The organism is Sorangium sp. So ce295 (genome assembly GCF_051527405.1).
GTDB classification, from domain to species: Bacteria; Myxococcota_A; Polyangia; order Polyangiales; family Polyangiaceae; genus Sorangium; species Sorangium cellulosum_B.
The window spans coordinates 426,741-449,489 of record NZ_CP150324.1; the positions used below are offsets into that span (position 1 = coordinate 426,741).

Annotated in this window: 19 protein-coding genes; 11 read left to right on the forward strand and 8 right to left on the reverse strand. The window is 72.6% G+C overall.

Annotated features, from left to right (window positions below; genetic code table 11):
- Positions 1-153 precede the first annotated feature (153 nt).
- From WMF11_RS01635 to WMF11_RS01655, 5 genes are all read left to right on the forward strand, one after another.
- The gene (locus WMF11_RS01635; RefSeq protein ID WP_437976197.1) at positions 154-1,230 is read left to right on the forward strand and encodes a hypothetical protein; all 1,077 of its coding nucleotides are present in this window, start codon (positions 154-156) and stop codon (positions 1,228-1,230) included.
- A 169-nt stretch (positions 1,231-1,399) separates the two neighbouring features.
- Positions 1,400-3,181, forward strand: coding sequence for an ABC transporter ATP-binding protein (locus tag WMF11_RS01640; protein ID WP_437976198.1), 1,782 nt, complete (start codon positions 1,400-1,402; stop codon positions 3,179-3,181).
- Positions 3,182-3,441: 260 nt separating this feature from the next.
- Positions 3,442-3,648 (forward strand): hypothetical protein, encoded by a 207-nt coding sequence (locus WMF11_RS01645; protein WP_437976199.1) that lies wholly within the window; start codon positions 3,442-3,444, stop codon positions 3,646-3,648.
- A 23-nt stretch (positions 3,649-3,671) separates the two neighbouring features.
- Complete coding sequence (locus tag WMF11_RS01650; RefSeq protein WP_437976200.1) at positions 3,672-4,625, forward strand: MvdC/MvdD family ATP grasp protein; 954 nt, start codon at positions 3,672-3,674, stop codon at positions 4,623-4,625.
- Positions 4,622-5,635, forward strand: a complete 1,014-nt coding sequence (locus WMF11_RS01655; RefSeq protein WP_437976201.1) for an MvdC/MvdD family ATP grasp protein — start codon at positions 4,622-4,624, stop codon at positions 5,633-5,635. The genes WMF11_RS01650 and WMF11_RS01655 overlap by 4 nt, the downstream gene beginning before the upstream one ends.
- A gap of 21 nt (positions 5,636-5,656) precedes the next feature.
- On the opposite strand, the gene WMF11_RS01660 is transcribed toward WMF11_RS01655, so the two are convergent.
- The 3 genes from WMF11_RS01660 to WMF11_RS01670 all read right to left on the reverse strand — a co-directional run bounded on the left by WMF11_RS01660 (position 5,657) and on the right by WMF11_RS01670 (position 10,358).
- Positions 5,657-7,210, reverse strand: coding sequence for an ATP-binding protein (locus WMF11_RS01660; protein WP_437976202.1), 1,554 nt, complete (start codon positions 7,208-7,210; stop codon positions 5,657-5,659).
- A gap of 177 nt (positions 7,211-7,387) precedes the next feature.
- Positions 7,388-8,464, reverse strand: a complete 1,077-nt coding sequence (locus tag WMF11_RS01665; protein ID WP_437976203.1) for a hypothetical protein — start codon at positions 8,462-8,464, stop codon at positions 7,388-7,390.
- 10 nt (positions 8,465-8,474) lie between these two features.
- Entirely contained in the window at positions 8,475-10,358 is a 1,884-nt protein-coding gene (locus WMF11_RS01670) for a serine/threonine protein kinase (RefSeq protein ID WP_437976204.1), read from the reverse strand.
- Positions 10,359-10,745: 387 nt separating this feature from the next.
- Between WMF11_RS01670 and WMF11_RS01675 the strand changes: the two genes are divergently transcribed.
- The gene (locus tag WMF11_RS01675) at positions 10,746-14,165 is read left to right on the forward strand and encodes a DUF2126 domain-containing protein (protein ID WP_437976205.1); all 3,420 of its coding nucleotides are present in this window, start codon (positions 10,746-10,748) and stop codon (positions 14,163-14,165) included.
- A 395-nt stretch (positions 14,166-14,560) separates the two neighbouring features.
- The gene (locus WMF11_RS01680; protein WP_437906681.1) at positions 14,561-14,776 is read left to right on the forward strand and encodes a hypothetical protein; all 216 of its coding nucleotides are present in this window, start codon (positions 14,561-14,563) and stop codon (positions 14,774-14,776) included.
- A 21-nt stretch (positions 14,777-14,797) separates the two neighbouring features.
- Here WMF11_RS01680 and WMF11_RS01685 read toward each other — a convergent pair whose 3' ends face one another.
- Positions 14,798-16,156: a hypothetical protein gene (locus WMF11_RS01685; RefSeq protein ID WP_437976206.1), complete on the reverse strand. Its 1,359-nt coding sequence runs from the start codon at positions 16,154-16,156 to the stop codon at positions 14,798-14,800.
- A gap of 264 nt (positions 16,157-16,420) precedes the next feature.
- Complete coding sequence (locus WMF11_RS01690) at positions 16,421-16,999, reverse strand: protoglobin family protein (RefSeq protein ID WP_437906685.1); 579 nt, start codon at positions 16,997-16,999, stop codon at positions 16,421-16,423.
- A gap of 376 nt (positions 17,000-17,375) precedes the next feature.
- Between WMF11_RS01690 and WMF11_RS01695 the strand changes: the two genes are divergently transcribed.
- Entirely contained in the window at positions 17,376-18,266 is an 891-nt protein-coding gene (locus WMF11_RS01695) for an SDR family oxidoreductase (RefSeq protein ID WP_437548900.1), read from the forward strand.
- An 11-nt stretch (positions 18,267-18,277) separates the two neighbouring features.
- Here the strand turns inward: WMF11_RS01695 and WMF11_RS01700 are convergent, their stop codons facing one another.
- Together WMF11_RS01700 and WMF11_RS01705 are read right to left on the reverse strand one after the other, a co-directional pair.
- The gene (locus WMF11_RS01700) at positions 18,278-18,712 is read right to left on the reverse strand and encodes a hypothetical protein (protein WP_437715226.1); all 435 of its coding nucleotides are present in this window, start codon (positions 18,710-18,712) and stop codon (positions 18,278-18,280) included.
- Between the two features lie 80 nt (positions 18,713-18,792).
- Entirely contained in the window at positions 18,793-19,503 is a 711-nt protein-coding gene (locus WMF11_RS01705; RefSeq protein ID WP_437976207.1) for a hypothetical protein, read from the reverse strand.
- Between the two features lie 93 nt (positions 19,504-19,596).
- On the opposite strand from WMF11_RS01705, the gene WMF11_RS01710 reads away from it, so the two are divergent.
- From WMF11_RS01710 to WMF11_RS01720, 3 genes are all read left to right on the forward strand, one after another.
- Positions 19,597-20,238 carry an O-methyltransferase gene (locus WMF11_RS01710; RefSeq protein ID WP_437906690.1) on the forward strand — a complete coding sequence of 214 codons (642 nt, stop codon included), beginning with the start codon at positions 19,597-19,599 and terminating at the stop codon, positions 20,236-20,238.
- Positions 20,239-20,339: 101 nt separating this feature from the next.
- On the forward strand, positions 20,340-21,239 hold the full coding sequence (locus tag WMF11_RS01715) for a type III pantothenate kinase (protein WP_437715229.1): 900 nt from the start codon (positions 20,340-20,342) through the stop codon (positions 21,237-21,239).
- Between the two features lie 38 nt (positions 21,240-21,277).
- Positions 21,278-22,306 (forward strand): FecCD family ABC transporter permease, encoded by a 1,029-nt coding sequence (locus WMF11_RS01720; RefSeq protein ID WP_437976208.1) that lies wholly within the window; start codon positions 21,278-21,280, stop codon positions 22,304-22,306.
- Between the two features lie 15 nt (positions 22,307-22,321).
- Here WMF11_RS01720 and WMF11_RS01725 read toward each other — a convergent pair whose 3' ends face one another.
- A complete protein-coding gene (locus tag WMF11_RS01725; RefSeq protein WP_437548910.1) occupies positions 22,322-22,720 on the reverse strand; it encodes a (deoxy)nucleoside triphosphate pyrophosphohydrolase in 399 nt (132 codons plus the stop codon).
- Between the last annotated feature and the right edge of the window lie 29 nt (positions 22,721-22,749).

Sequence of the window (22,749 nt, forward strand, 5' to 3'; positions counted from 1 at the left end):
CTGATCCGGGGATGTGCTGGTGCTGATGGTGCAGCTCGTGAATGCGCATCTTGCGCCGCAGACCTGCGGTCATGTAGATTCACGGCGATGCGCAGATTCCATTGGGCTCTCTCAGGCTTGCTGTTGTGCATTGGCTGTACCACGGAGCCGCTCGTGATCACGGGTCCCTGTCTGCCAGAAGAGATCGAGCACAATCTGTCCGGTTGCGGCGTATTGCGCGACGCCGGAGCGGACGGCGGCCAGGGCGGCGCCGGTGGCCAAGGCGCGGCCGGCGGCGAGGCCAGCGCCAGCGGTCAGGGCGGCGCCGGCGGCGACATGCACAGCTCGCTGTGCTCCGGCCAGTGCACCCCGCCTGCGCCGCTCGGCTGGTTCGGCCCGGCGCTGCTCTGGTTCGGCCCACCCGAAGCTGTCCCCGACTGCCCCGCCGACGCGCCCACGCTCGGCTACGAAGGCTTCGCCGATCTCCAGCAGCCGCCGATGGACTGCGCGATCTGCGCGTGCGATCCGCCCGAGGCCTCCTGCGCGCTCCCCACCGGCTGGGCCGCATCCTCGTCCGCCTCGTGCCCCGGCGACGAGCCGGGCACCGTGATGACCTCCTTCGCCGCGCCCGACGGCTGGGACGGCGCGTGCACCGCGGCGAACCCGATCCCCGAAGATCAGCTCTGCGACGGCGAGCCCTGCGTGCAGTCGCTCACGATCGCGGCGCCCTCGGTCACGACCGGCTCGTGCACGCCGCGCATCGACGCGCCGCCGCCTGTCCCCAGGCTCGATCCGTGGGCGACGCGGGCCAGGGCGTGTCTCGCCGGCGCATACACCGCGTGCGAGGACGCGACGACATGCGTGCCAGCCGCGCCGTCGGGCTTCCTGACCTGCGTCTACCACGATGGCGATGACGCCGGCTGTCCGGAGGGGTACGCCGTCAGGCACGTCTTCTTCGAGGACGTGATCGACGGCCGCGAGTGCACCCCTTGCGGCTGCGGCGATCCGACCGGCGCCTCGTGCACCCTCATGGCGTCCGTGTACCGCGACGCCGCCTGCACGGACCTGCTCGCGTCGAGCCTTGTCAGCTCCAGCGTCCCGTTCTGCGTCGTGACGCCTCCCGGCGTCGCCCTGGGCAGCAAGTCGGCCGTGATCGCGGATGTCGAGCCGGGCGCGTGCGCCCCGCACGGGGGCGAGCCCGTGGGTGAGCTCCAGGCGAGCGCGCCATCGACCTTCTGCTGCACGGCCTGAGCGGGGCATCCCCGGAAGTCATCAAGGCACCTCGCTCCTCCGATCGGCGCAGGAAGAACTACCCTCCAAATTTCACCAGGGATCCGGATATCCCCGCTGCCTCGTGCGGCCCGGGGGTATCCTCACGCTCTCACGGCCGCTTCCGGCCGCTGCTCGTCCCCTTCGCCTCGTGCCGCCACCGCCCCTCCGCACGTTTCGCTCCGGGCTCTTCCGCACGATCGCCCTTGCCGCTCGCGCGAGCCCCTTCGCCCTCGCGGCCATGGCCCTCGCCGGCGTCCTCGCGGGCATCGCTCCGACCGGGTTGGCCTGGTACGCCCGCCGGGTCCTCGACGGCGTCGCTCACGGCGATCGACAGGCGGTGATCACGGGCATCGTGGCGGAGGCGGGGCTCCTGCTCCTCACCTACGTCGCCGGGGGCCTCAACCAGTTCGCGACAGCGCGCCTCCGCCTCGCGCTCGGCTTCCTGCTCCAGCGGTCGATCCTCGAGAAGGCGATCGCGGTCCCTTACGCCTGCTTCGAGGACCCCGGCTTTTACGACGCGCTCTCGCGGGCGCGGCGCGAGGCGGTCGGGCGTCCGGTGGCGCTCCTCGCCGGGCTCTTCGCCGTGGCTCAGGCCCTCGCGGTGCTCGGCGGCTCCGCGGCGCTCCTCTTCCGCTTCTCGCCGCTCTGCGCGCTCGCGATCCTCCTCGCCGCGCTCCCGGGCTTCCTCACGGAGACCCGCTTCGCGACCGCGCTCTTTCGCCTCCAGAACCGGCGCGCCACCGAGGCCCGCGAACAGGCCTACCTGGAGCAGGTGCTCACCCGCGACGACCACGCAAAGGAGGTGCGCCTCTTCGGAACGGGGCCCACCTTCCTCGAGCGCGCGCGGCGCGTCTTCACGCTCGTCTTCGAGGAGGATCAGGCGCTCGCGCGACGGCGGCTGCTCGTCGGTCTGGTCGCGGACCTCGTCGCCCTCGCCCTCTTCTACGCGGTCTATGTCTACGTCGCGCTCCGGGCCCTCTCCGGGGCGCTCACCGTCGGCGACCTCGGCCTCGCGCTCGTCACCTTCCGGCAGGGGGACGGCGCCCTCAAGCAGGCCCTCGGCGGCGTGCGCGGGCTCTACATGGACCAGCAGTACCTCGCCAATCTCTACGACTTTCTCGATCTCCCGGTCCCCGCTCCGCGGCAGCTCGCCCCCGCGGCCCGCGCGCAGGACGAACAGGGGCTGCGCTTCGAGAACGTCGGCTTCACCTACCCGGGGGCCGCTCGCCCCGCGCTCGCCGGCGTCGATTTCTCCCTCGCCCCCGGCCGGAAGCTCGCCCTCGTCGGCGAGAACGGCTCTGGCAAATCGACCGTCCTCAAGCTCGTGGCCGGCCTCTACGAGCCGACCGAGGGGCGCATTCTCCTCGACGGGCGAGACCTGCGCGCCTGGGACGGGGAGGCCCTCCGCGCGCGCCTCGCCGTGGTGTTCCAGGACTTCGTCCGCTACCAGCTCACGGTCCGCGAGAACGTGGCCCCACGCGCCGCCGAGGACGCCGTGCCCGACGACGCGATCGCGCGCGCGCTCGCCCGCAGCGATGCCTCGCCGGCCGTCGGCCGGCTCCCGCGCGGCCTCGAGCAGCGGCTCGGCAAGTGGTTTTCCGGCGGCGTCGAGCTCTCCGGCGGAGAGTGGCAGAAGCTCGCCCTCGCGCGCGCCTTCCTCCGCGAAGGCGCCGACCTGCTCCTCCTGGACGAGCCGACCGCGGCCATCGATCCCGCCGCCGAGGCGGCCCTCTTCGAACGGGTGCGGGCGGAGACCGCAGGGCGCATGGCCATCCTCGTCTCCCACCGATTCTCCACGGTCCGCCTCGCCGACGAGATCCTCGTGATGGATGGCGGGCGCATCGCCGAGCGCGGTGACCACGATACGCTCCTCGCGGCGGGCGGGCGCTACGCGGCCCTCTTCCGCCTGCAGGCGGCCGGCTACCGGTAAACGCAAGCACACGGAAGCACACGGAAGCACGCGGAAGCACACACCAGTAAGCGCGAGCGCGCGCCGACAAGCACGGTGAAGCGTGACGGCATGAGCATGAAAGCTAGACCACACGAACCACACGAACCACACGAGAACATCGAAAGAGAGGCTTCATGGAAAAGAGGCTTGTAGAGAGCGTCTCGTTGGGCGTACGTTGATAGACTCGGCCAAGCTGCGAAGCTCCGCAGACTACAGGTCCGAACCGGAGGAGACTCACCATGTCCCACCCGAATGACCACGACGACGCGACTCCGCTCTTCGCTCACCTCCTCGTCGATGACGAGCAGCCGAGCCCGGCCGCGGGAAGCGGCGGCTCCAGCGGCCCCGCCCCGACGTATCACTGCCTCGACAGCGAGTGTACGAAGAAGTACCCGTCGGACGCGGACGACTGTTATTCGTACAAGCCCTACTGCGACTATTCCTGAGCGCGCAGCGATCCCCGAGCACCGTGGTCGCACCGACAATCCTCCTGCTCTCCCACGCGGGTGAGCCCTTCGTGACCGAGCGCGTCGCCGAGGAGCTCCGCCGCCGCGGCGCGCTCCCCGTTCGCCTCGATACCGACAGGCTCTTTGACGACGGGCCCTTCGGGGCCTCCCTCGCCGGAGACGATCCCGGCACCGTGTGGGTCCGCGGCGAGCGCGTGCGGCCGGACGCGATCTGGCTCTGGCGGGCCTGGCCGCGCATCGACGCGCCGGCGATGGCGGAGGCGCACCGCGCCACCGTGAACCGCGAAGCACAGGCGCTCTTCTTCGGGGCGAGCTCGCTCCTCGAAGGACGCTGGGTGGACGCCCCCGAGCGTGTCCGCGCCGCGGAGAACAAGCTGCTTCAGCTCCGGTGTGCGCGCGCGGTCGGCCTCCGTATCCCGGATACGCGGTATACCTCGGACCCGGATGCGGTCCGCGCCCTCTTCGACGCCCACGAGGGGCGCGTCGTGTGCAAGCTGCACGCACCCCTCGACTACGGGATGCAGGCGCACCGCGCCTTTCCGACGCGCCGCTTCCGTCGCGAGGACCTCGCGCGCCTCGACGCGCTCCGCCGGGGGCCGATGATCTTCCAGGAGGCGATCCCGAAGGCCCTCGAGCTCCGCGTCGCCTGGGCGGGCGGAGCCGCGTGGACGGGCGCGCTCGACGGCAAGGAGACCGACGTCGACTGGCGCTTCTCGGCGGCGGGCGCCTGGAAGCCGCACGCGCTCGAGGCCGCGACCCGGGCGAAGCTCGCGGCGCTCATGAAGCGCCTCGGTCTCCGCCAGGGCTGTCTCGATCTGATCCTCACGCCCGACGGCGACACCGTCTTTCTCGAAGTCAACCCGACCGGCGAGTGGGGGATGCTCGAGGCCGAGCTCGGTCTGCCGATCGCCGCATCCCTCGCCGAAACGCTGCTCCGCGACGAGGACGAACCATGAAGGTCCTTCTCATCACCCATCGCGCCGACGCCCCGCGCTTCATCGAGCGCGTGGCCGACGAGACCCGAAGCCGCGGCGCCGAGCCGGTCGTCTTTTACGTGGAGGACTTCCCGACGAAGGCGACGATCTCCTTCGCCCAGGGGCCGGACGGCGAGCGCTTCCTCCTCGGCGGGCACGCGATCGGGGCGGGCGACGCGATCTGGGCGCGCCGCTACCATGCCCCCGTCGGGCTGCCAGAGGCCATGCACCCGGGCCATCGGCGGATGGTCCTCGCGGAGACGGAGCGGTTCCTGCACGGGGTGCTCGCCGCCTGCCCCGCCTTCAAGGTGGACCCGTACGCGCGCGTCCGCGGCGCCGACCACAAGCCGCTGCAGCAGCGTATCTTCCGGGAAGCGGGCGTTCGCACGCCGCGCACGCTCGGCACGAACGAGCCGGAGGCGGCCCGCGCCTTCCTCGCGAGCTGTCCGGACGGCGCCGTCGTCAAGATGCTGAGCCCGGAGCCGTTCCGGAAGGACGACGGAAAGCTCCAGGTGGTGATGACGAGCGAGGTGCGCCCCGAGACGCTCGAGAAGCTCGAGCAGCTCCGCCTCTGCCCCATGTACTTCCAGGAGAGGGTCCCGAAAGCCTACGAGCTCCGCGTGACCGTCTTCGGCACCAAGGTCTTCGCGGCGCGCCTCGACTCGCCGACGTTTGCCGGGGCCGAGGTCGACTGGCGCACGAAGGGGCTCGAGACCATCGAGGCGTGGCGCGACCACGCGCTGCCGAGGCACGTCGAGGACGCCCTTCACCGCTACCAGGACGCGGTCGGCCTCCAGTACGGCGCCGCCGACTTCATCGTGACCCCGGCCGGTGAGCACGTGCTCCTCGAGGTCAACCCGGCCGGCGAGTTCTTCTGGCTCGAGGCGAACCCACCCCACCACCCGATGGTCGCCGCCCTCGTCGACGTCCTCGTGGGCGTGCCGGGGTCGCGTCGCAGGTTCCCGGACCTCCCGGCGCCGCCAGACGCGTGATTCGCTCGCCGCCGCCGTCCCTCAGCCCCTCGCCGCCGCCCCCCTCCGCGGCAGCCGCGCCGTGAACGTCGTCCCCCGCTCCGCCTGGCTCGCCACCTCGATCACCCCGCCGTGCGCCCGCGCGATCTGGTGCGCGATGAACAGCCCGAGCCCGAGCCCCCGCCCCGCGCTCGCTCGCCCCTCCGCGGGCGATGCCTGCTGCCAGGGCTCGAACAGCGTCGCCAGCCGCTCCGGCGCGATCTCCGGGCCCTTGTTGTGCACCTCGATCAGCACGTCCCCCCCGCGCGGCCGGAGCGCCACCCGCACGGCGCTCCCGGGCTCGGCGTGGTCGACCGCGTTCTGCACGAGGTTCGTCACCATCTGGGCGATCCGCTCGGGATCCCACAGCCCCGCGCCGCTCCCCCGGAGATCGAGCCGGATCGGCACCCCCGCGCGCGTCGCCCGGAGCTCGTCGATCGCCCCCTTGCAGAGGACATGGAGGTTCCCCGGCCTCCGCGCGATCGGGATGCTGTCGCCGAAGCAGCTCCGCGTCAGGTCGAGCAGGTCGTCGATCGTCCGCGCCATGCGGCGCGCGCTCGCCGCGATCCCCTCGACGCTCGTCGCCTGGCGCGGCGTCAGGTTGCCGTGGCGCACCAGCGTGCTCGACGCCAGCGTGACCGCCGTGAGCGGCGTGCGCAGGTAATGGCTGAGCGCGGCCAGGAATCGATCGCGAAACGCGAGATCGTCCAGCCGCGCAGCCTCCGCCCGCTTGCGATCGGAGATGTCGATCGCCGTGCCGATCATCCGGACGCTGCGCCCGGTCGCGTCGAAGAAGGTGCGCCCCTGCACGCAGACCCAGCGCTCGATCCCGTCGCAGATCCCCACGAGGCGGTACTCGATGCTGTACTCGCCGCCGCTCTCCGGGGCCTGTGAGCGCAGCACGGCCTCCTGCACGCGCGCGCGATCGTCCGGGTGGATCGCCGAGAGGAAGAGCTCGTAATCGACGTCCGACGCCGGCTCCAGCCCGCACACCTCCCGGCAGCGGTCGTCCCAGCGCAGCTTGCCGGTCACCGTGTCGTAATCCCAGACGCCGACGCCGCCGGCCTGCGTCGCGAGCCGCAGGCGCGCGCCGCTGTCCTCGAGTGCGGCGCGCGTCGCCCGCTCGATCTCGAGCGCGCTCGTCCACATGCTCGCGTCCACCACCGCGTGGAGGACCTGCGCTTCTCCCGCCCCGAGCGCGATGCCCTGGGCGACGCACTCCTCGATCAGCGCGGCCCGGAGGTGCGATAGCTCCCGCAGCGCCGCCTCGATGCAGCGGCCCCGCGTGACGCAGCGGCGCGCGTGGTCCTCGACCCGCTCGTAAGCGCCGCGGAGCGCCGCGTCCTCGCCGGTGAGCCGGCTCGCCGCGAGCGCCTCGATGAGGTGCTCGAGCAGCGCCGGCGCCGCGTCGACGAGCACCGGGCGCTCGCCCCGCCGCGGCGCCGGCGCCCTGGGATCGTCGAGCACCCGGCGCGTCCAGCGATCGAGCACGTCGCGCTTGCAGCTGCGGAGCCGGGAGGCAGCGGAGATCTTTGCTAGCGGGCCGGCGTCATCCATCGCTACAAAGCGAGCGCCCGCCGGCGCGGATGTCACGTGAGGACACCCCCTGATTGGCGCGTAAGTGACCGTCACCGGGGCCGACGTCTCCGCCCTCGGCCACCGGGCCCGACGCCTCCGCCCTCGGCCCGCTGGCTCTTCAGTCCCCGGCCGATCGGCGTCTGCCGCGCCCCGGCGCTAGAACGCGCCCAGCACCCCGACCCCGCCGCCCTCAGGGCCGATGAGCGGCACGATGCGCGCCTGCACCCGCGCCGGCGAGCCCTGCCGTACGGCCGCGGCGCTCGCGCCCTCCGCCCTCGATGGGCCCGAGGTCAGCACGAGGACCGCCCCCGCGGCGAGCGCGGCGACGCCCACGCCGACGCCGATCGTGGACACGAGCGCCTTGGTCTCCGCCGCGTTGATCTCTTTGCGACCTTCCGGCGTACACAGCTTCTCCGGACAGAGCGCTTCGTCCTTTTCCGCGTCGCTCGCTTGCCCCGCGGCGAGGATGCCGAACACCGCGCCGACGCCGAGCACCGCCGCGCCGGCGCCCCCGATCACGAAGCCCGCGGTCTGCAGGCCGCGTCCGCCGCTGCGGCCGCCGTCGGTGCCGCCGGCCGGCGGCGCCTCGGGCCCGGCGGGCTTGCTCGTGGGTGCCACCGGCAGGAGCTTCGGGATGGCGATCGCCTTCAGATCGGCGCTCTCGCCGACCTGGACGGTCGTCGACCAGACCGTGTAGCCGCTCGCCGTCGCCTCGACCTCGTGCGCCCCGGGATCGATCGGGATCGGCGTGCCGAGCGCGGCCGCGGGGATGTCGCCGCCGTCGACGCGGACCAGCAGGCCGGGCGTGTTCTCCGCGTTGAGCTGGATCCTCGAGAGCCTCGGCTCCAGGGCGTCGATGTGCTCCTGCGCGAACGCCTCCCGCGCGGCGTTGCCCTCCTTCTTCGAGGCGAAGAGCGCCTCCTTGAACTGCCCCCACGCCGTCGCCGTCTTGCCGAGCCCCTCGTTGCACAGGGCCAGGTTGAGCAGCGTCCCCGTGCCGGGCCGCAGGCGCTGGCTCTCGGCCAGCTTGGGGCACGCCTGCGCGTACGACTTCGCCTCCATCAGGCGGCGCCCCTCCTCGAACAACGTCTGGGCGAGCGTCGGATCGCCGCCCGCGCCCTGCGCGGCGGCGCCCGAGGGCGCGAGCAGGGCGGCCGAGCCGAGCACGACCGCGGCGAGGGCGAGGCGGGCGCGACGGAGCGCGCGGGGGGCATGGACTGTCGAGGGGATCATGGCTGTGGGCTCAGTGCGGGTCGTTCAGGTCGATGCCCTTCGGAGGGCGCTGCGTCGTCGTGGCTTGCGACGGGCGGGCGGCCGGCGTGGTCCGCGCTGCGGGCGAGCCGCCCCGGGCGGCTGTGGGCGCCGTCCTCGGCGACGCCGCGGGGGAGCTCGCGGCCGCCGCGGCGTTCGGCGCGGTGGCGCTCGCGGCCGCGGTGGCGCTCGCCGCCGCTGTGTCCGCCGTGGTCGCTGCGTCGGCTGCCGCGCCTGTCGGTCGGATCGTCGGCCCGTCCGGCGTCGTCGTCCCGGCGGCAGGCGCGGGCTGCTCGGGGGTCGGCGCCGGCGCCGGCGCGGCGGTCTCCGTCGCGCTCACGGCGACCGTCGGCGCCGCCGCCGTGCTCTCCGTCCCGTCGGCGCCGCTGCGGCGGAGCATGTACACGCTGCCGACGATGAGCCCCAGGAGGAGGGTCGCGGAGATCAGCGCGATCGCGAGGATCGCGGAAGGGGAGACCGATAGCCCAGGGATCCGGCGCCCGTCCGACGAGATCCCGAGGTGGGTCGACGACGCGAAGGTCGCGGCGGCGCGCGAGCTCATCGGCGCGTTGTACGGACCGGGGACGATGTGCTGCTGCGGCGTAGGCGCCGGGAAGCCGTTCGGCGGGACCGGGCTCGGCCTGCCGTCCTCGCCAGGGCGAGGCCCGAAGGCGCCGTTGCCGGACGACGGAGGCTGGGAAAACGGCGACGAGGGATGCGGGTAAGGCGTCGAGGCGTGGGCGACGGGCGACGGCGCCTGCGGGAACGGCGTCCCGTGAGGGAGCGGCGTCGGCGGGCGCGGCTGCCCGGTGTCGCGCTGCCCGGCCGGATGCGAGGCGAGCCCCGGCCACGACGGCTCGCGAGCGGCCGGCCCAGGGGGCCTCGGGTCGATGGTGGAGAACGACGGCTGTGACGCGCGCTGGCCGCCGGGGATCGCGGCGTGGAGCGACAGGCCGCCCATGCGCGCGATCCGGGCCAGGGTCGTGTACGTGCGCGCGGGCGCGAACGGCGCGAGCGACACGATGAGCTCGGCGACCGACGCATGCCGGTGCTCGCGCTCGCGCGCGTACGCCTTCTCCAGCACGGCCGCGAGCGCGGCGGGCACGTCGGGGCGGATCTCCCGCAGCGGCGTCGGTGTGCCCGTCAGCACCTCCGCGCAGAGCTGCGGCAGCGTCTCCGCGTAGTACGGCTGCCTGCCGGCGAGCAGCTCGTAGAGCGAGACGCCGAGCGCATAGATGTCCGTCCGGTGATCCACCGAGCGCGTCTGCCGCATCTGCTCCGGCGACATGTACAGGGCCGAGCCCAGCGCCGCGTCCGTGCCCGTCAGGATGTCGACCGCGCCGGTCGCCATCTTGGAGATGCCGAAGTCGAGCACCTTGACGAGCGGCGAGCCGTCGACGCGCGTCGTCAGGAACAGGTTCGCCGGCTTGAGATCGCGGTGGACGATGCCGAGCCCGTGGGCCTCGACGATCGCCTCGCTGCCCTGCGCGATGTAATCGATCGCGTCCTCGATGCCGAGCACCCCTTGATCGCGGAGCAGGCGCGCCAGGTCGCTCCCGATCAGGAACTCCATGACCATGTAGGGAGCGCCGTTCTCGAGCGTGCCGACGTCCGAAACACGGGCGACGTGCTCGCTCTTGATCTTCATGCCGGCCTTCGCCTCGCGGAGGAAGCGGGCCGACCCCTCCGGGTGCTCGGTGAACGCGGGGAGCAGGAACTTCAGGGCGACCCGCTCGTCGAGCACGACGTGGCGGGCCTCGACGACCACACCCATGCCGCCCTGGCCGATGACCCGCTCCACGCGGTACTTGCCGGCGAGCACCGTCCCCGGCTCGACCGGGGGCAGCGAGGGCTGTTTCGTCTCCGAACCCGACACAGCGGGCGATGATCACCGCTTCGCCCTCGGACGGCAAGCGCGGGCGGCTCCGGTGTCGGGGCGCGGCGTGACGAGGCGGACAGAACGGCGTCAAAGGCGCCGCAGCACGCGGTTTTTGTGCCGTCGCACGGTCGCTTCGGCACGCGGCTCGCGCCGTCGCGAGGCCGCGTCGCTGCGCGGTCGCGCCGTCAGACGCTCGCGTCGCCGCGCGGTCGCGCCGTCAGACGCTCGCCCGCCGCACGCTCGCGCCCACGCGCCGCCACGCCGTCGATCCCTGGCCGAATCGTCCTCGAAACGATCGCGCAGCGCGCCTCACGCGCGTCACGGAAGGCGAGACGGAAGGGGGCACTTCTGGTTGGATAGGGCCACCCCCGGAGACAAACCACCGTGCGCCTGCTCATCCAGCACCGGACCCGTTACAATTATCCCCGCCCCGCCTCGCTCGGCCCGCAGCTCATCCGGCTGCGGCCCGCGACGCACGCGAAGGCGAAGATCGAGTCGTACAGCCTGAAGATCGACCCGCCGATCGCGGCGCGCTGGCAGCAGGACCCGTATGGCAACCACGTCGCGCGGGTGCTCTTGCCCGCGGGCGAGCGCGTCCCTCACTTCGACGTCCTTGTCGAGCTCGCGGTCAGCGTGCGCCCCGTGAACCCGTTCGACTTCTTCCTCGACGACCGCGCGAAGGAGGTCCCGTTCGCGTATCCGGCCGAGCTCAAGCAGGACCTGGCCCCCTTCCTCGACAGCACCGACCCCTCGTTCGCCCGCGGCCCGCTGCTCGACGAGTTCCTCGCCGGGCTGCCCTCGAAGGGCGACACCGTGTCGCTCCTCGTCGCGCTGAACACCGCCGTGAACCGGCGCATCAAGTACGTCATCCGCGAGGAGGCCGGCATCTGGACGCCGGAGGAGACGCTCGCGCAAGGCCGCGGCAGCTGCCGCGACTCGGCGGTGCTGCTCATCGCGGCGCTCCGGTCGCGCGGGCTCGCCGCGCGCTTCGTGAGCGGCTACCTCGTGCAGCTCACGGACGAGGGGATGATCCCCGACCAGCCGCGCGGCGTGAGCCGCGACGTCGTCGACCTGCACGCGTGGGCCGAGGTCTACCTCCCCGGCGGAGGCTGGATCGGCCTCGACGCGACGAGCGGCCTGCTCTGCGGCGAAGGCCACATCCCGCTCGCCTGCACCGCCTCGCCCGCGCTCGCGGCGCCGGTCGAGGGCACGAGCGACACGCGCGCGACCGACGTGACCTTCGAGATGAAGGTCGGGCGGCTCGGCCACGAGCCGAGGCCCACCACGCCCTACGAGGAGCCCGTGTGGCAGGAGCTCCTGTCCGTGGCCGATCGCGCCGACGAGCGGCTCGCCGCCGCGGGCTTCTCCCTGACGATGGGCGGCGAGCCGACGTTCAACTCGCGCGAGTACCCGGACGCGCCCGAGTGGTGCGAGGGCGCGCTCGGCCCGACGAAGTGGTCGCAAGGGCTCCGGCTCGCGCACGAGCTCCGGCGCCGGATCACGCCGGGCGGCGTCCTGCTGCTCCGCGCCGGCAAGCACTACCCCGGCGAGAGCCTGCCCCGCTGGGCGCTCGAGATCATCGGCCGGCGCGACGGCGTCCCGATCTGGACCGAGATGTCCCAGGCGCGCCACGCCGATCCGGCGACGAGCGCGTCGCGCGGGCGCGGCGTCGAGCTCTCGCGGAAGTTCGCCGACGCGCTCGCGGCGCGGCTCGGGCTGGCTGACTTCCTGATGCCGGCCCTCGAGGACCCCTGGCGCCACCTCCAGGACGAGGCGAGCCTGCCCACCGACGTCGACCCGCTCAAGGCGAACCTCGACGACGCGGAGGAGCGGCGGCGCCTCGCGCGGGTCCTCGATCGCGGGCTCGGGCGAGAGGTCGGCTTCGTCCTGCCCCTCGCGCGCCAGTGGGGGTCGTGGATCAGCGAGCGCTGGGGCTTCCGGCGCGGGCACCTCTTCCTGCTCCCGGGCGACAGCTCCATCGGCCTGCGCCTCCCGCTCCGCTCGCTCGTCGCGGTGGCCCCGCCGCCGCCGATCGAGGAGCTCGTGTCGCCGCAGGACCCGCGGCGCGGCGAGCCCGAGGCCGACGAGGAGGAAGAGAGGCAGCGCCGCGTCGAGCTCCTCGAGGCCGATGGCGACCCGGAGCACGCCGAGACGGCGCGCGCGCGCGCGGCCCAGCGGCACGCCCACGACGGCGAGCGCGCCGCGCATCACGCCCAGCGCGCCGCCCCCGCCGCGGGGCGATCGGGCTACGGCGTGCGCACGGCGCTCTGCGTCGAGACGCGCGACGGCCTCGTCCACGTCTTCCTGCCGCCGCTCCTCTCGCCGGCCGACTTCTTCGACCTCATCGCCGCGATCGACGCGACCCGGCAGGAGACGGGCATCGACGTGCTGCTCGAGGGGTACCCGCCCCCGTCCGGCGCGAACGTGCTCCGCTTCTCGGTGACGCCGGACCCGGGCGTGCTCGAGGTGAACCTGCCGCCCTCCGACGGGGTGCGCGCGTACGCGTCGCTCCTCGAGACGGTGTTCGACGCGTCGCTGCACAGCGGCCTGCACTGCGAGAAATACCTGGTCGACGGGCGCATGGCGGGGAGCGGGGGCGGCCATCACCTCACGTTCGGCGGCCCGACGCCGCTCTCGAGCCCCTTCCTGCGCCGGCCGGATCTGCTGGCCAGCCTGCTCACGTTCAACCAGCACCACCCGTCGCTCTCGTACATGTTCGCCGGCCTCTTCGTCGGCCCGACGTCGCAGGCGCCGCGCGTGGACGAGGCGCGCCACGAGAACCTCTACGAGCTGGAGATCGCGCTCGCGCGCGCGTTCGAGCGCCGGCAGAACGAGCCGGCGTGGCTCTCGGACCTCCTGTTCCGCCACCTGCTCGTGGACATGACGGGCAACACGCACCGCGCCGAGGTGAGCATCGACAAGCTGTTCGATCCGCAGACGGCGCACGGCCGGCAGGGGCTCATCGAGCTGCGCGCCTTCGAGATGCCGCCGCACTTCCGGATGGCGGTCGCCCAGGCGCTCCTCGTCCGCACGCTGCTCGCCTCGTTCGCCGAGGAGCCGTACACGGGCCGGCTCGTGCGCTGGGGCCAGGCGCTGCACGACCGCTTCCTCCTGCCGTACTACCTGTGGCGCGACTTCGAGGACGTGCTCGATCACCTGAAGCAGCGCGGGCTCGCCCTGCCCGCGGACGCGTACCGGCCGTTCATCGAGCTGCGCTGCCCGGTGGTGGGCACGCTGCACGCCGGCGACGTGGTGCTGGAGGTGCGCAACGCGATCGAGCCGTGGCACGTGCTCGGCGAGGAGCTGACGACGACGGGCACGTCGCGCTACGTGGACTCGTCGATGGAGCGCATCGAGGTGCGCGCGCAGGGGCTCACGCCGGAGCGCCACACGGTGCTCGTGAACGGCCACGTGCTGCCGCTCCGGTCGACAGGGACGGCGGGCGAGCACGTGGGCGGCGTGCGGTTCCGCGCCTGGGCGCCGCCGCACAGCCTGCACGCGCACATCGGCATTCACCACCCGGTCCACATCGACATCCTGGACACGTGGGGCAAGCGCTCGATCGGCGCGTGCGCCTACCACGTGTGGCACCCCGAGGGCCGCGCCTACGACGCCGCGCCGCTCACGCGGTTCGAGGCGGCGGCGCGGCGCGCGCAGCGGTTCACGATCGAGGGGCCGACGCCCTGGCCGGTGACCGCGAAGCAGGCGATCGCCCACGGGGACGCGCCCTACACGCTGGATCTACGGCGCTACGCCGTGGACCGTCCGCCGCCCAAGCCGCAGAAGCCCGAGGACGAGGCGTGAGCTGCCGGGCCGCGCTGCGGTGAGACCCAGCGTGGCCGGAGGCTCACCTGGACGGAGGTCCGTCGCCCACGGTCGAGCCGGCTGTGACACTTTGACCCAGCGCGCACGCCCGGCGCGCCGCGCGGAAAAGCCCGGCGCCGAGGGCGTCGCGCGCCGCCATGGCCTCCTCCGCTGTGGCGATTTGCCTTCTCGCGGGAACCCTCACGTCCGCCGGCCGGGGCGCTCGGGTGACCCGGAGCTCCGGCGCCGAGCTCGCTTTGCGCGGCATAACGGCTCTCCGGGCCTGCGATCCAGCGGGTGAGTCGCGTCAGAACAGCGATTGGTACGCCCCCTGCTTGAGTGTTCGATGTCCCCTGCATCGCATGCGGACAGTACACCACGAAGGAGGACAACCCATGTTGCGCAAGGTGCTTGCAGTGCTCTTGGTCTCCACGATTCCCCTGGCCGCCGGCTGTTTCGTCGACGCGGACGACGACAAGGACGAAGGCGAGGACGATTGCATCACGGCATGTTCGACGGATCGAGACGATTGCATCGCGGCGTGCGACGACGACGGCGATTGCGTCTCGGCGTGCGAAGAAGATCACGACTGCGACTCGCTCTGCATCTGAGCGCGCCGCGCCGTCGCTGCTTCAGTGATGTCGCCCGGCCAGGCGCCGCGAGAGCCTGGCCGCGAGCGACGGGCGCGTCCGGATCATGTGCCGCATCGGCCGGATCCCGGAGGGGAAGGCGGCCTCGGCGAGCGAGGGCATGAGCGCCTCGTCCACGTTCTTGAGGGCGACCACGCGCTCTTCCCTGCGCTCGATCCAGATGAGCTCGCCGTCGCCGGCGCGCCCGAGCCGCGGCTCGTCGCCGGCGATCGGCGAGCCGTCGTAGAGCTGCCACAGCGCGGCCTCGACGCCCGCCGCGGCGCCGGCGTCGTCCCACGCCGACGCCCACGCCGTGCCGATCGCGTCCGTCTTCCGATCGCGCACGAACAGGGCGCGATCTCCGTCCCAGGCCGCGGCCAGCGCGCGCATGTCGCCGAGATCGGGCGCGCCCTCGAGCGGGCGCAGGAGCAGGTAGGTGAACCACTCACCGAGGGTGTCCCAGTCGAGCCGCTCGAGCCGATCGTCGAGCGTGGACGGCATCTCGTCCAGGCCGACGCCGACCTCGGGGTCCTGGGCGTCGAGGGTGAGGATCTGCTGGGTGCTCGTGGGCGCCCGCGTCGTGAAGAGCGCGTCCTCGCTCGACCAGTCGAACGGCGGGAGCCTGTCGATGACGGGCGTCGCCGCGCTCGCGCCGGTCAGGTTGTGGGCGCAGTACTCGAGCCCGAAGCTGTAGGCGAACGATGGATACGCCATGAACAAGAGGGGGAGCCCGCTTCCGGCGAGGAGCTCCTCCCGCTGCGCATGCACCGAGGACAGGAGCCGGCCCCAGTCCACGAGGTGCAGATCAGCGTCGAGGTGCTCCTGCATGATGAAGCGCCCCTCCGCGAGCGTCGCGTCGCCCTCGGTGACCGCCCGCTGCGCGAGGAACGCGTCGCTCGTCAGCGCGTCGTCCTGGTCCGGCGCCAGGTCGAAATGCTGATCCTGGAGCCCGTGCACGTACTCGTGGATGAGAACAGAGTCGTCCACCTCGCCGATGAGCACGATGCCGTTGCTCTCGAGAGAGTACCACGCAGCGGCCCAGTCCCCCGAGCGAGCCAGCGTCTCCCGGAGGTCGGCGTCGGCGGCGAAGTAGCCGAGCCGGCCGTAGGTCGCGGCCATCTCCGCGAGATCGGCCTCCTCGGCGGCGGCCGCGGCCGCCTCCTGGTCCGCCTCGAACTCGTCCCGCGTGATCGTGACGACCGGCACGGCGTGGCGGAATGACAGCTCGCGCACCTGCTCGGCGCGCTTCGCGAGCCGGGCGAAGCGGCGCTCCTCCTCGGATGGCTCGTCGCTGCAGCCGGCGATCGTCGGGATGACGGACAGCCCCACGAGAAGCGCGATGCCATCGAAGAATCGGTTCATGGTGGGCGGGCGCCTAGCACCGCATGTGCCGGGCTCTTCGTCGCGGTGTTCCCGGCCGATCCAGGCGATCCAAAGGCGCCCTCGCCGGCGCGTGGCGCGCGCGGCAGGGCGGCGCAGCGCGCGCCGTTGTGCGCTTGCGCAAACGGTCGCGCGATTGCGCAATGGGCCGTCCGCTCGACGCGCCGCCGCCCCCGGGATGCCGGCGCGCAGCCCGCCGCTGCGGTCCGTCCCGGCGGGCGACACATGGCCGGAAGGGGAGGGGGATCAGGCCGCCGAGACGTAGTGGCGCGCGAGGAGGTCGTTCTGGAGCCAGAGCAGCTTGTTGAACGCGCGGAGGGTGCGCACCTCGGTTTCGCGGTCGAGGCCCAGCGACAGGATGGTCTGGAGCAGGGCGTCCGACACGAAGCCCATGAGCGCGTTCATCTGCACGAGCGGGACGACGACCTCGGGATTGCCGGCCTTCGCGGTGTGGATCTTCCCCACCATATCGAGGTAGGCGACCATCTTCGGATCGTACGGATGGGTCACGAGCCGGACGAGGTAGGCTGCGAGGTGCTGCTTGCGGAACTTGATCTGCTCGTGGTCCATCGTGAGCGACGCGAGGTCGACCGGGGGCGCCCCCTCGTAGCCGTGCTGCTTCGGCACGAAGTGGCGCTTGGTGGCGTCGTAGAGGAACAGCTTCTCGTACACCGCGTTGACGAGCGCCTCGACCCGCGGGGCGAGGTGCGGCGCGGCGCCGTGGATCGCCGCGATGTCCGCCTCGCCGAAGCCGACAAACTCGATGAGATAACCGAACCGATACTCGAGATCTGACTCCAGACGGCTCTCGTCGACGTGTTTCATCACCACGGTTCTCCTCCGCGTCTTCGCCGGCGGCGTGCCGCGAGACAACGCAGGGTGAAGACACCGGACCAGCTGTCGCCTGTCAAGCCTTGACGTGACAGGTCGTGGCGGTGCCGCGCGACAGTGGCGCGCGCCGTCTGCTCGATCACGTCGATCCACGTCGAGCCACGAGAGATGTCTGCCGCCGTGTCCGCTCGGGAGCGCCCGGCGAGGGGCCGACGGCGCGCCGCTCGCGGGTCGCTGCGCCGGTGTAGGGGCGGCTCCGATCTGGAGAGCAGGCGGCCACCGATGGCCGGGCTGTGCCGCCGCCCTTATGGCGAGGGTTCGGTGGGAGCGCGTTCGGCCTCTCACGACATCGCAGCGTCAGGAGGAGGTTATGCAGAACACTGGACCGGCAGCGGATCCGAAAGGCGCGGGCCCGAAGCCGCCTTTCGAGGGCAAGACACAGGAGCGTCCCGGAATCGAAGCCAAGATGGATCCGAGACCCGATTACGGCGAGTCGTCGTACAAGGGGCTCGGCCGGCTGAAGGACCGCATCGCGCTGATCACCGGAGGGGACAGCGGGATCGGCCGAGCCGTCGCGCTCGCGTTCGCCCGCGAGGGGGCCCACGTGGCGATCTCCTACCTGAGCGAGCACGAGGACGCGAAGGAGACGGCGCGGGTCATCAAGGAGGCGGGGCGCGAGGCGCTCACGCTACCCGGCGACCTGGCCGACGAGGCTCATTGCCGGAAGGTGGTCGAGGAGGTGGCGCGTAAATTCGGGCGCATCGATGTCCTTGTGAACAACGCGGCGGAGCAGGGCAAGGCCGTCGAGCGGTTCGAGGACATCGACGCAGCGCGCCTCGAGCGCACCTTCCGCGTCAACATCCTGGCCATGTTCCACATGATCCGGTACGCGCTGCCGCACATGAAGGAAGGCGGCTCGATCATCAACGTCGCCTCGATCCAGGCGTACCAGCCGAGCCCGGCGATCCTCGATTACGCGTCCACGAAGGGGGCGATCGTCACCTTCAGCAAGGGCCTGGCGCAGGACCTCATCGAGCGTGGCATCCGCGTCAACGTCGTGGCGCCCGGCCCCGTGTGGACGCCGCTCATCCAGCAATCGTTCGACAAGGAGAAGGTGGCCACCTTCGGCAAGAATCATCCAATGGAGCGCCCGGCGCAGCCGGTCGAGCTCGCCCCCGCATTCGTGTTCCTCGCCTCGAACGAGGCGATCTACGTCAACGGCGAGGTCCTCGGTGTAACCGGCGGCAAACCGCTTTCCTAGAGCGGGGCGCGTCAGGGATCGGTGAGCTGCTTCAGGTCGACGCTGACGCCGAGGTGGTGGAGCGCGTCCTCGGGGCGGGTGAAAATGCCCATCGGTTTTTCATAGCCCTTCGAAAGCCGGCCGACCTGGAGCACCCCGGTCGCGCTCTTCAGGAGGACCGCGGTCTTCTTGAAACCTTGCGTCAGCCGCGTGTGACAGTGCGCGAACGCATTCTCGAATCCGGCGTCGTTGCGCAGCGGTGCGTCGCGGGCGTCGACCAGCAGGAGCGTGTGCCGCCTGGCGATCGCCTCGAGCGACCGATCGATGCGATCGAAGCTCAGCTCGATCGCCGCGATGCTCGGATAGTTCAGCGAATATCGCTTGATGAGCACGAGCTGCTGAGCGGGGTCGTGATGGACGACCGCGTACGGGTCCCGCTCAATCTCGCGCAATCCGAGGAAGGCCACGACGGAATGTTATGCCTGTTCGCCCAGGGCGTCGACCCCCGCGGCGCGGCGCGGCATGGCGACCCGCGGCGTTTCACCGGTCACTCGCAATCCGCCCCGCACCGCGCCTCTTCGCATGCGAAGACCGCCCCGGCAGCCTGCACGCCGTCCGCGTGCATCGCCGAGCACACCTCCAGGCAGCCATCTCCGTCCGCACGGCAGGCATCCACGCACGCGAGCATTGCCCTGCACGACGGCTCGGCGACGCACGCGTTCATCTCGGCTGCGCACCCTGTCAACCGGCAGGACGCGCAAGGGGACAGCGCGTCTCGCGATGGGCATTGCGCGCTGCACCGCTCGGACGCGCAGCCTCCCTCGAGGAAGATGCCCGAGATACCCGCCCGGTGCGCCGTCAGGCACGCCTGCTCGCAAGCCGCGTCCTCCGCCGCGCAGCCGAGGAGGCAGTTGCCCAGCGCGGCGCACTCCGCGCTCCGCTGGCACGCGCAATAGCTCTCCTGGCAGCGCAGGGCGAGGCAGGTCGTGCACGGATCGCCGAGCGACGCGCAATCGTAGACCGCCTCTCCCCCCGCGCCGCCGCCGGCCGTCGTGGAGCTCGCCCCCACGCCAGCGCCTGCGCCGCCGGAGCCGCCTGCGCCGCCGATGCCTGCGCCGCCGGCGCCGCCCGTGCCCCCGCTGGAGCCGCCCGTGCCGGCGCCGCCGGCGCCGCCCGTCCCGGGGCTGCCGTCCGTCGAGCTGCAGGCCGCCGCCAGGAGCGCCGCTGCGGCGCACGTCTTCCAGGAAGAGAAGGCCATGGTCGACGCTACCGCGAAGGCCGCCGGCGGCTCAAGGTGAGGTGAGGAGGGAGCGCGCACCGATGCTACCGTGCGCGGCCGAGGAGCCTCGCCATGATCGCTATCGTCAATCCAGAGCTGGATCGCTACGTTCACGACCACTCCGAGCCGCCGCCCGCGCTCCTCGATGAGCTGCGCGAGTTCACCCTGGCCCACGAGCCGAGGGCGGTCATGCAGGTCGGGCGGGTCGAAGGCTCCCTGCTCAGGATGCTGGTCGCGCTCATGCAGGCGCGTCGGGTGCTCGAGATCGGGACGTTCACCGGCTACTCGGCGCTCAGCATGGCCGAGGCGCTCCCGCCGGACGGCGAGCTCATCACGTGCGATCGCGACCCCGAGGTGGTCCGCATCGCCCGATCGTTCTTCGACCGCAGCGAGCACGGCGGGAAGATCCGGATCGCGCTCGGCGACGCGCTCGCCACCCTGCGCGCCATGCCGGCGAGCCCTGCCTTCGATCTCGTGTTCATCGACGCCGACAAGGAGCGGTACCCGGCCTACTACGAGGAGGCCCTCCCGCGCCTCCGCCGCGGCGGCCTGATCGTCGCAGACAACACCCTCTGGAGCGGCGAGGTCCTCGCCCCCGAGAGCGTGGACGGCCGCGCCATCGCCGCCTTCAACGATCTCGTCTTCCGCGATCCCCGGGTCGAGAAGGTCATGCTCACCGTGCGCGACGGGGTGACGCTCGCGCGCAAGCGCTGAAGGCCGGGCGCGGCGGACGTGCGGCAGCGCGCCGCGCGCGCCGGCAGCGCGTCCGAAATCCTGGCCGGATCCCGGGCGCGCGGCGCTAGAGTCGGGCCAGCATGCTGCTCGCCATCGACGTCGGGAACACCAACATCAGCTTCGGGGTGCTGGAGGGCGAGGTGCTCCAGCACCACCTCCGCTGCGAGAGCGCGCGCTCCCGCACCTCGGACGAGTACGCCGTGCTCGTCCGGCAGATGCTCGACCTCCGCCGCGTCGACCTCGCCCGCATCGACAGCGCGATCGTCGCGAGCGTCGTGCCGACGCTGACCGACACGATGGTGGGGCTCGTCGAGCGGGCGTTCGGGATCGAGCCGCTCGTCGTGGGGCCCGGCATCAAGACCGGCATGGCCATCCTCTACGAGAACCCGCGCGAGGTCGGCGCCGACCGGATCGTCAACGCGGTCGCGGCGCACGAGTGGGTGCGGCGGCAGCCCGAGCCCGCGCCCCGCGCCGCGCCGGCGCGAGCGCACGCGGCCGAGCACGACCGGGGGGATCACGCCGCCGCCGGCGTCATCGTCGTCGACTTCGGCACGGCGACGACGTTCGACTGCGTGACCCCGAAGGGAGAGTACCTGGGCGGCGTCATCGCGCCGGGCATCCAGATCAGCGCCGAGGCGCTCTTCTCCCGCGCCGCGCGGCTGTCCCGCGTCGAGATCGCGCTCCCGCCCCGGGTCGTCGGCCGCAACCCCGTCCACTCGATGCAGTCGGGCATCGTGTACGGCTACGCGGGGCTCGTCGACGGGCTCGTGGGCCGCCTCCGGCGGGAGCTCGGCTACCCGTGCCGCGTCATCGCGACCGGTGGCCTGGCGCGGCTCATCGCGCCGCAGACCGAGACCATCGAGGAGGTCGACGACGACCTGACGCTCACCGGGCTGCGCCTCATCTACGAGCGGAACGCCGAGCGCAACAGCGGGCCCGCCACCCTGCCGCCCGCGGCGCGCGGAGGCGGCCAGGATTGACGTCGCCCGTGTCCGGTCCCGCCCCGCGCCGAGCGAGCGTGCCCTCCCTCCCGGCGCCGCCGGCGTCCGGCCGGGGCCCCCGCCGCGCGCTCGTCCTCGCCGCCGCGCCCGCGGCGCTCGTGCTCTCGCTCGTCCTCGCCGTCCTCCTCGGCGCCGAGCCCGTCTCGATCGCGCGCGCCGTCGCCGAGCCCGGCCTCGACCGGACCCTCCTCATCGACGTGCGCTTGCCGCGCGTGCTCCTCGCGGCCGTCTCCGGCGCCGGCCTCGCGGCCGTGGGCGCCGCGTTCCAGGCGCTGCTCAGGAACCCGCTCGCCGAGCCGTACGTGCTGGGCGTCTCCGGCGGCTCCGCGCTCGGCGCCGCGGTCGCGATCGCGCTCGGCGTCGGCGCGACGACCGTCCTCGGCGCCACCCTCCTGCCCGCGGCGGCGCTCGCCGGCGGCCTCGTCGCGACGCTGCTCGTCTACGCCATCGCGCGCGGCGCGGCCGAGGGCACCTCCGGCGCCTCGATGCTCCTCGCCGGCGTCATCGTGAACTCCATCGCCGCGGGCCTCATCTCCTTCCTCAAGACGCTCGTCTCTCCCTCGCGCGCCCAGCAGCTGCTCCGGTGGCTCATCGGCTTCGTCGAGCTGCCCACGACCTCGGCCCTCCTCGGCGTCGCCGTCTACGTCGCCGCCGGCTGCGCCGTGCTCCTCGCCGACGCCGCGCGGCTGAACCTCCTCTCGCTCGGCGACGAGTCGGCCGGGACCCTGGGCGTCGACGTCCGCGCCGTCGAGCGCCGGGTCTTCCTCGCGTCCTCGTGCGTCGTCGGCGCGATCGTCAGCCGCACGGGCCTCATCGGCTTCGTCGGGCTGATCGTCCCGCACGCGGTCCGCCGGCTCTGCGGCGCGGATCACCGGCGGCTCCTGCCGCTGTCGCTCGTGGCCGGCGCGGTCCTGCTCGTCACGTGCGACCTCGTCGCGCGGCTCCTGTTCCGGTGGCTCGGCACGGAGCCGCCGGTGGGCGCGGTGACCGCGGTGCTCGGCGGGCCGTTGTTCCTCGTGCTGCTGCGGCGCTCGCCGCGGCTGTAAGGGCGCGCGGGCGCGTCAGGTCATGCCGAGGAGCTTGTTCATGCTGGCCTCGTCCGCCGGCGTGAACGGGTAGCGATCGAACTCGGCGCTCGTGACCCACCGGAACGCGTTCACGGCCAGCGAGGCGAGCTCGCCGCTCCTGATGTGGCACTCGTAGAGGTACAGATCGACGACGTAGCGCTCGTAGGGGTGGCTCACGAACGAGATCAGCTGGCCCACCTCGATCTCGACGCCGAGCCGGTGGCGGACCTCGCGCTTCAGCGCGGCCGCGTCCGTCTCGGTCTCCTCCACGCGCCCCCCGGGGAACTCCCAGAGCATCGGGAGCACGGCGGTCGGCCGGCGCTGGGTGATCAGGTACCGGCCGTCCTGTTCAATCACGGCGGCGACCACGCGGATGGTGCGGACCATTTCCATGGCGAGTGCCTCAGGGCTGCTGAGCGTAC

Coding starts and splice junctions, on each gene's coding strand:
- WMF11_RS01645 (WP_437976199.1), top strand. CDS start 3,442: ATGTCCCACCCGAATGACCACGACGACGCGACTCCGCTCTTCGCTCAC.
- WMF11_RS01655 (WP_437976201.1), top strand. CDS start 4,622: ATGAAGGTCCTTCTCATCACCCATCGCGCCGACGCCCCGCGCTTCATC.
- WMF11_RS01660 (WP_437976202.1), bottom strand. CDS start 7,210: ATGGATGACGCCGGCCCGCTAGCAAAGATCTCCGCTGCCTCCCGGCTC.
- WMF11_RS01665 (WP_437976203.1), bottom strand. CDS start 8,464: ATGATCCCCTCGACAGTCCATGCCCCCCGCGCGCTCCGTCGCGCCCGC.
- WMF11_RS01680 (WP_437906681.1), top strand. CDS start 14,561: ATGTTGCGCAAGGTGCTTGCAGTGCTCTTGGTCTCCACGATTCCCCTG.
- WMF11_RS01685 (WP_437976206.1), bottom strand. CDS start 16,156: ATGAACCGATTCTTCGATGGCATCGCGCTTCTCGTGGGGCTGTCCGTC.
- WMF11_RS01690 (WP_437906685.1), bottom strand. CDS start 16,999: ATGAAACACGTCGACGAGAGCCGTCTGGAGTCAGATCTCGAGTATCGG.
- WMF11_RS01695 (WP_437548900.1), top strand. CDS start 17,376: ATGCAGAACACTGGACCGGCAGCGGATCCGAAAGGCGCGGGCCCGAAG.
- WMF11_RS01705 (WP_437976207.1), bottom strand. CDS start 19,503: ATGGCCTTCTCTTCCTGGAAGACGTGCGCCGCAGCGGCGCTCCTGGCG.
- WMF11_RS01710 (WP_437906690.1), top strand. CDS start 19,597: ATGATCGCTATCGTCAATCCAGAGCTGGATCGCTACGTTCACGACCAC.
- WMF11_RS01715 (WP_437715229.1), top strand. CDS start 20,340: ATGCTGCTCGCCATCGACGTCGGGAACACCAACATCAGCTTCGGGGTG.
- WMF11_RS01725 (WP_437548910.1), bottom strand. CDS start 22,720: ATGGAAATGGTCCGCACCATCCGCGTGGTCGCCGCCGTGATTGAACAG.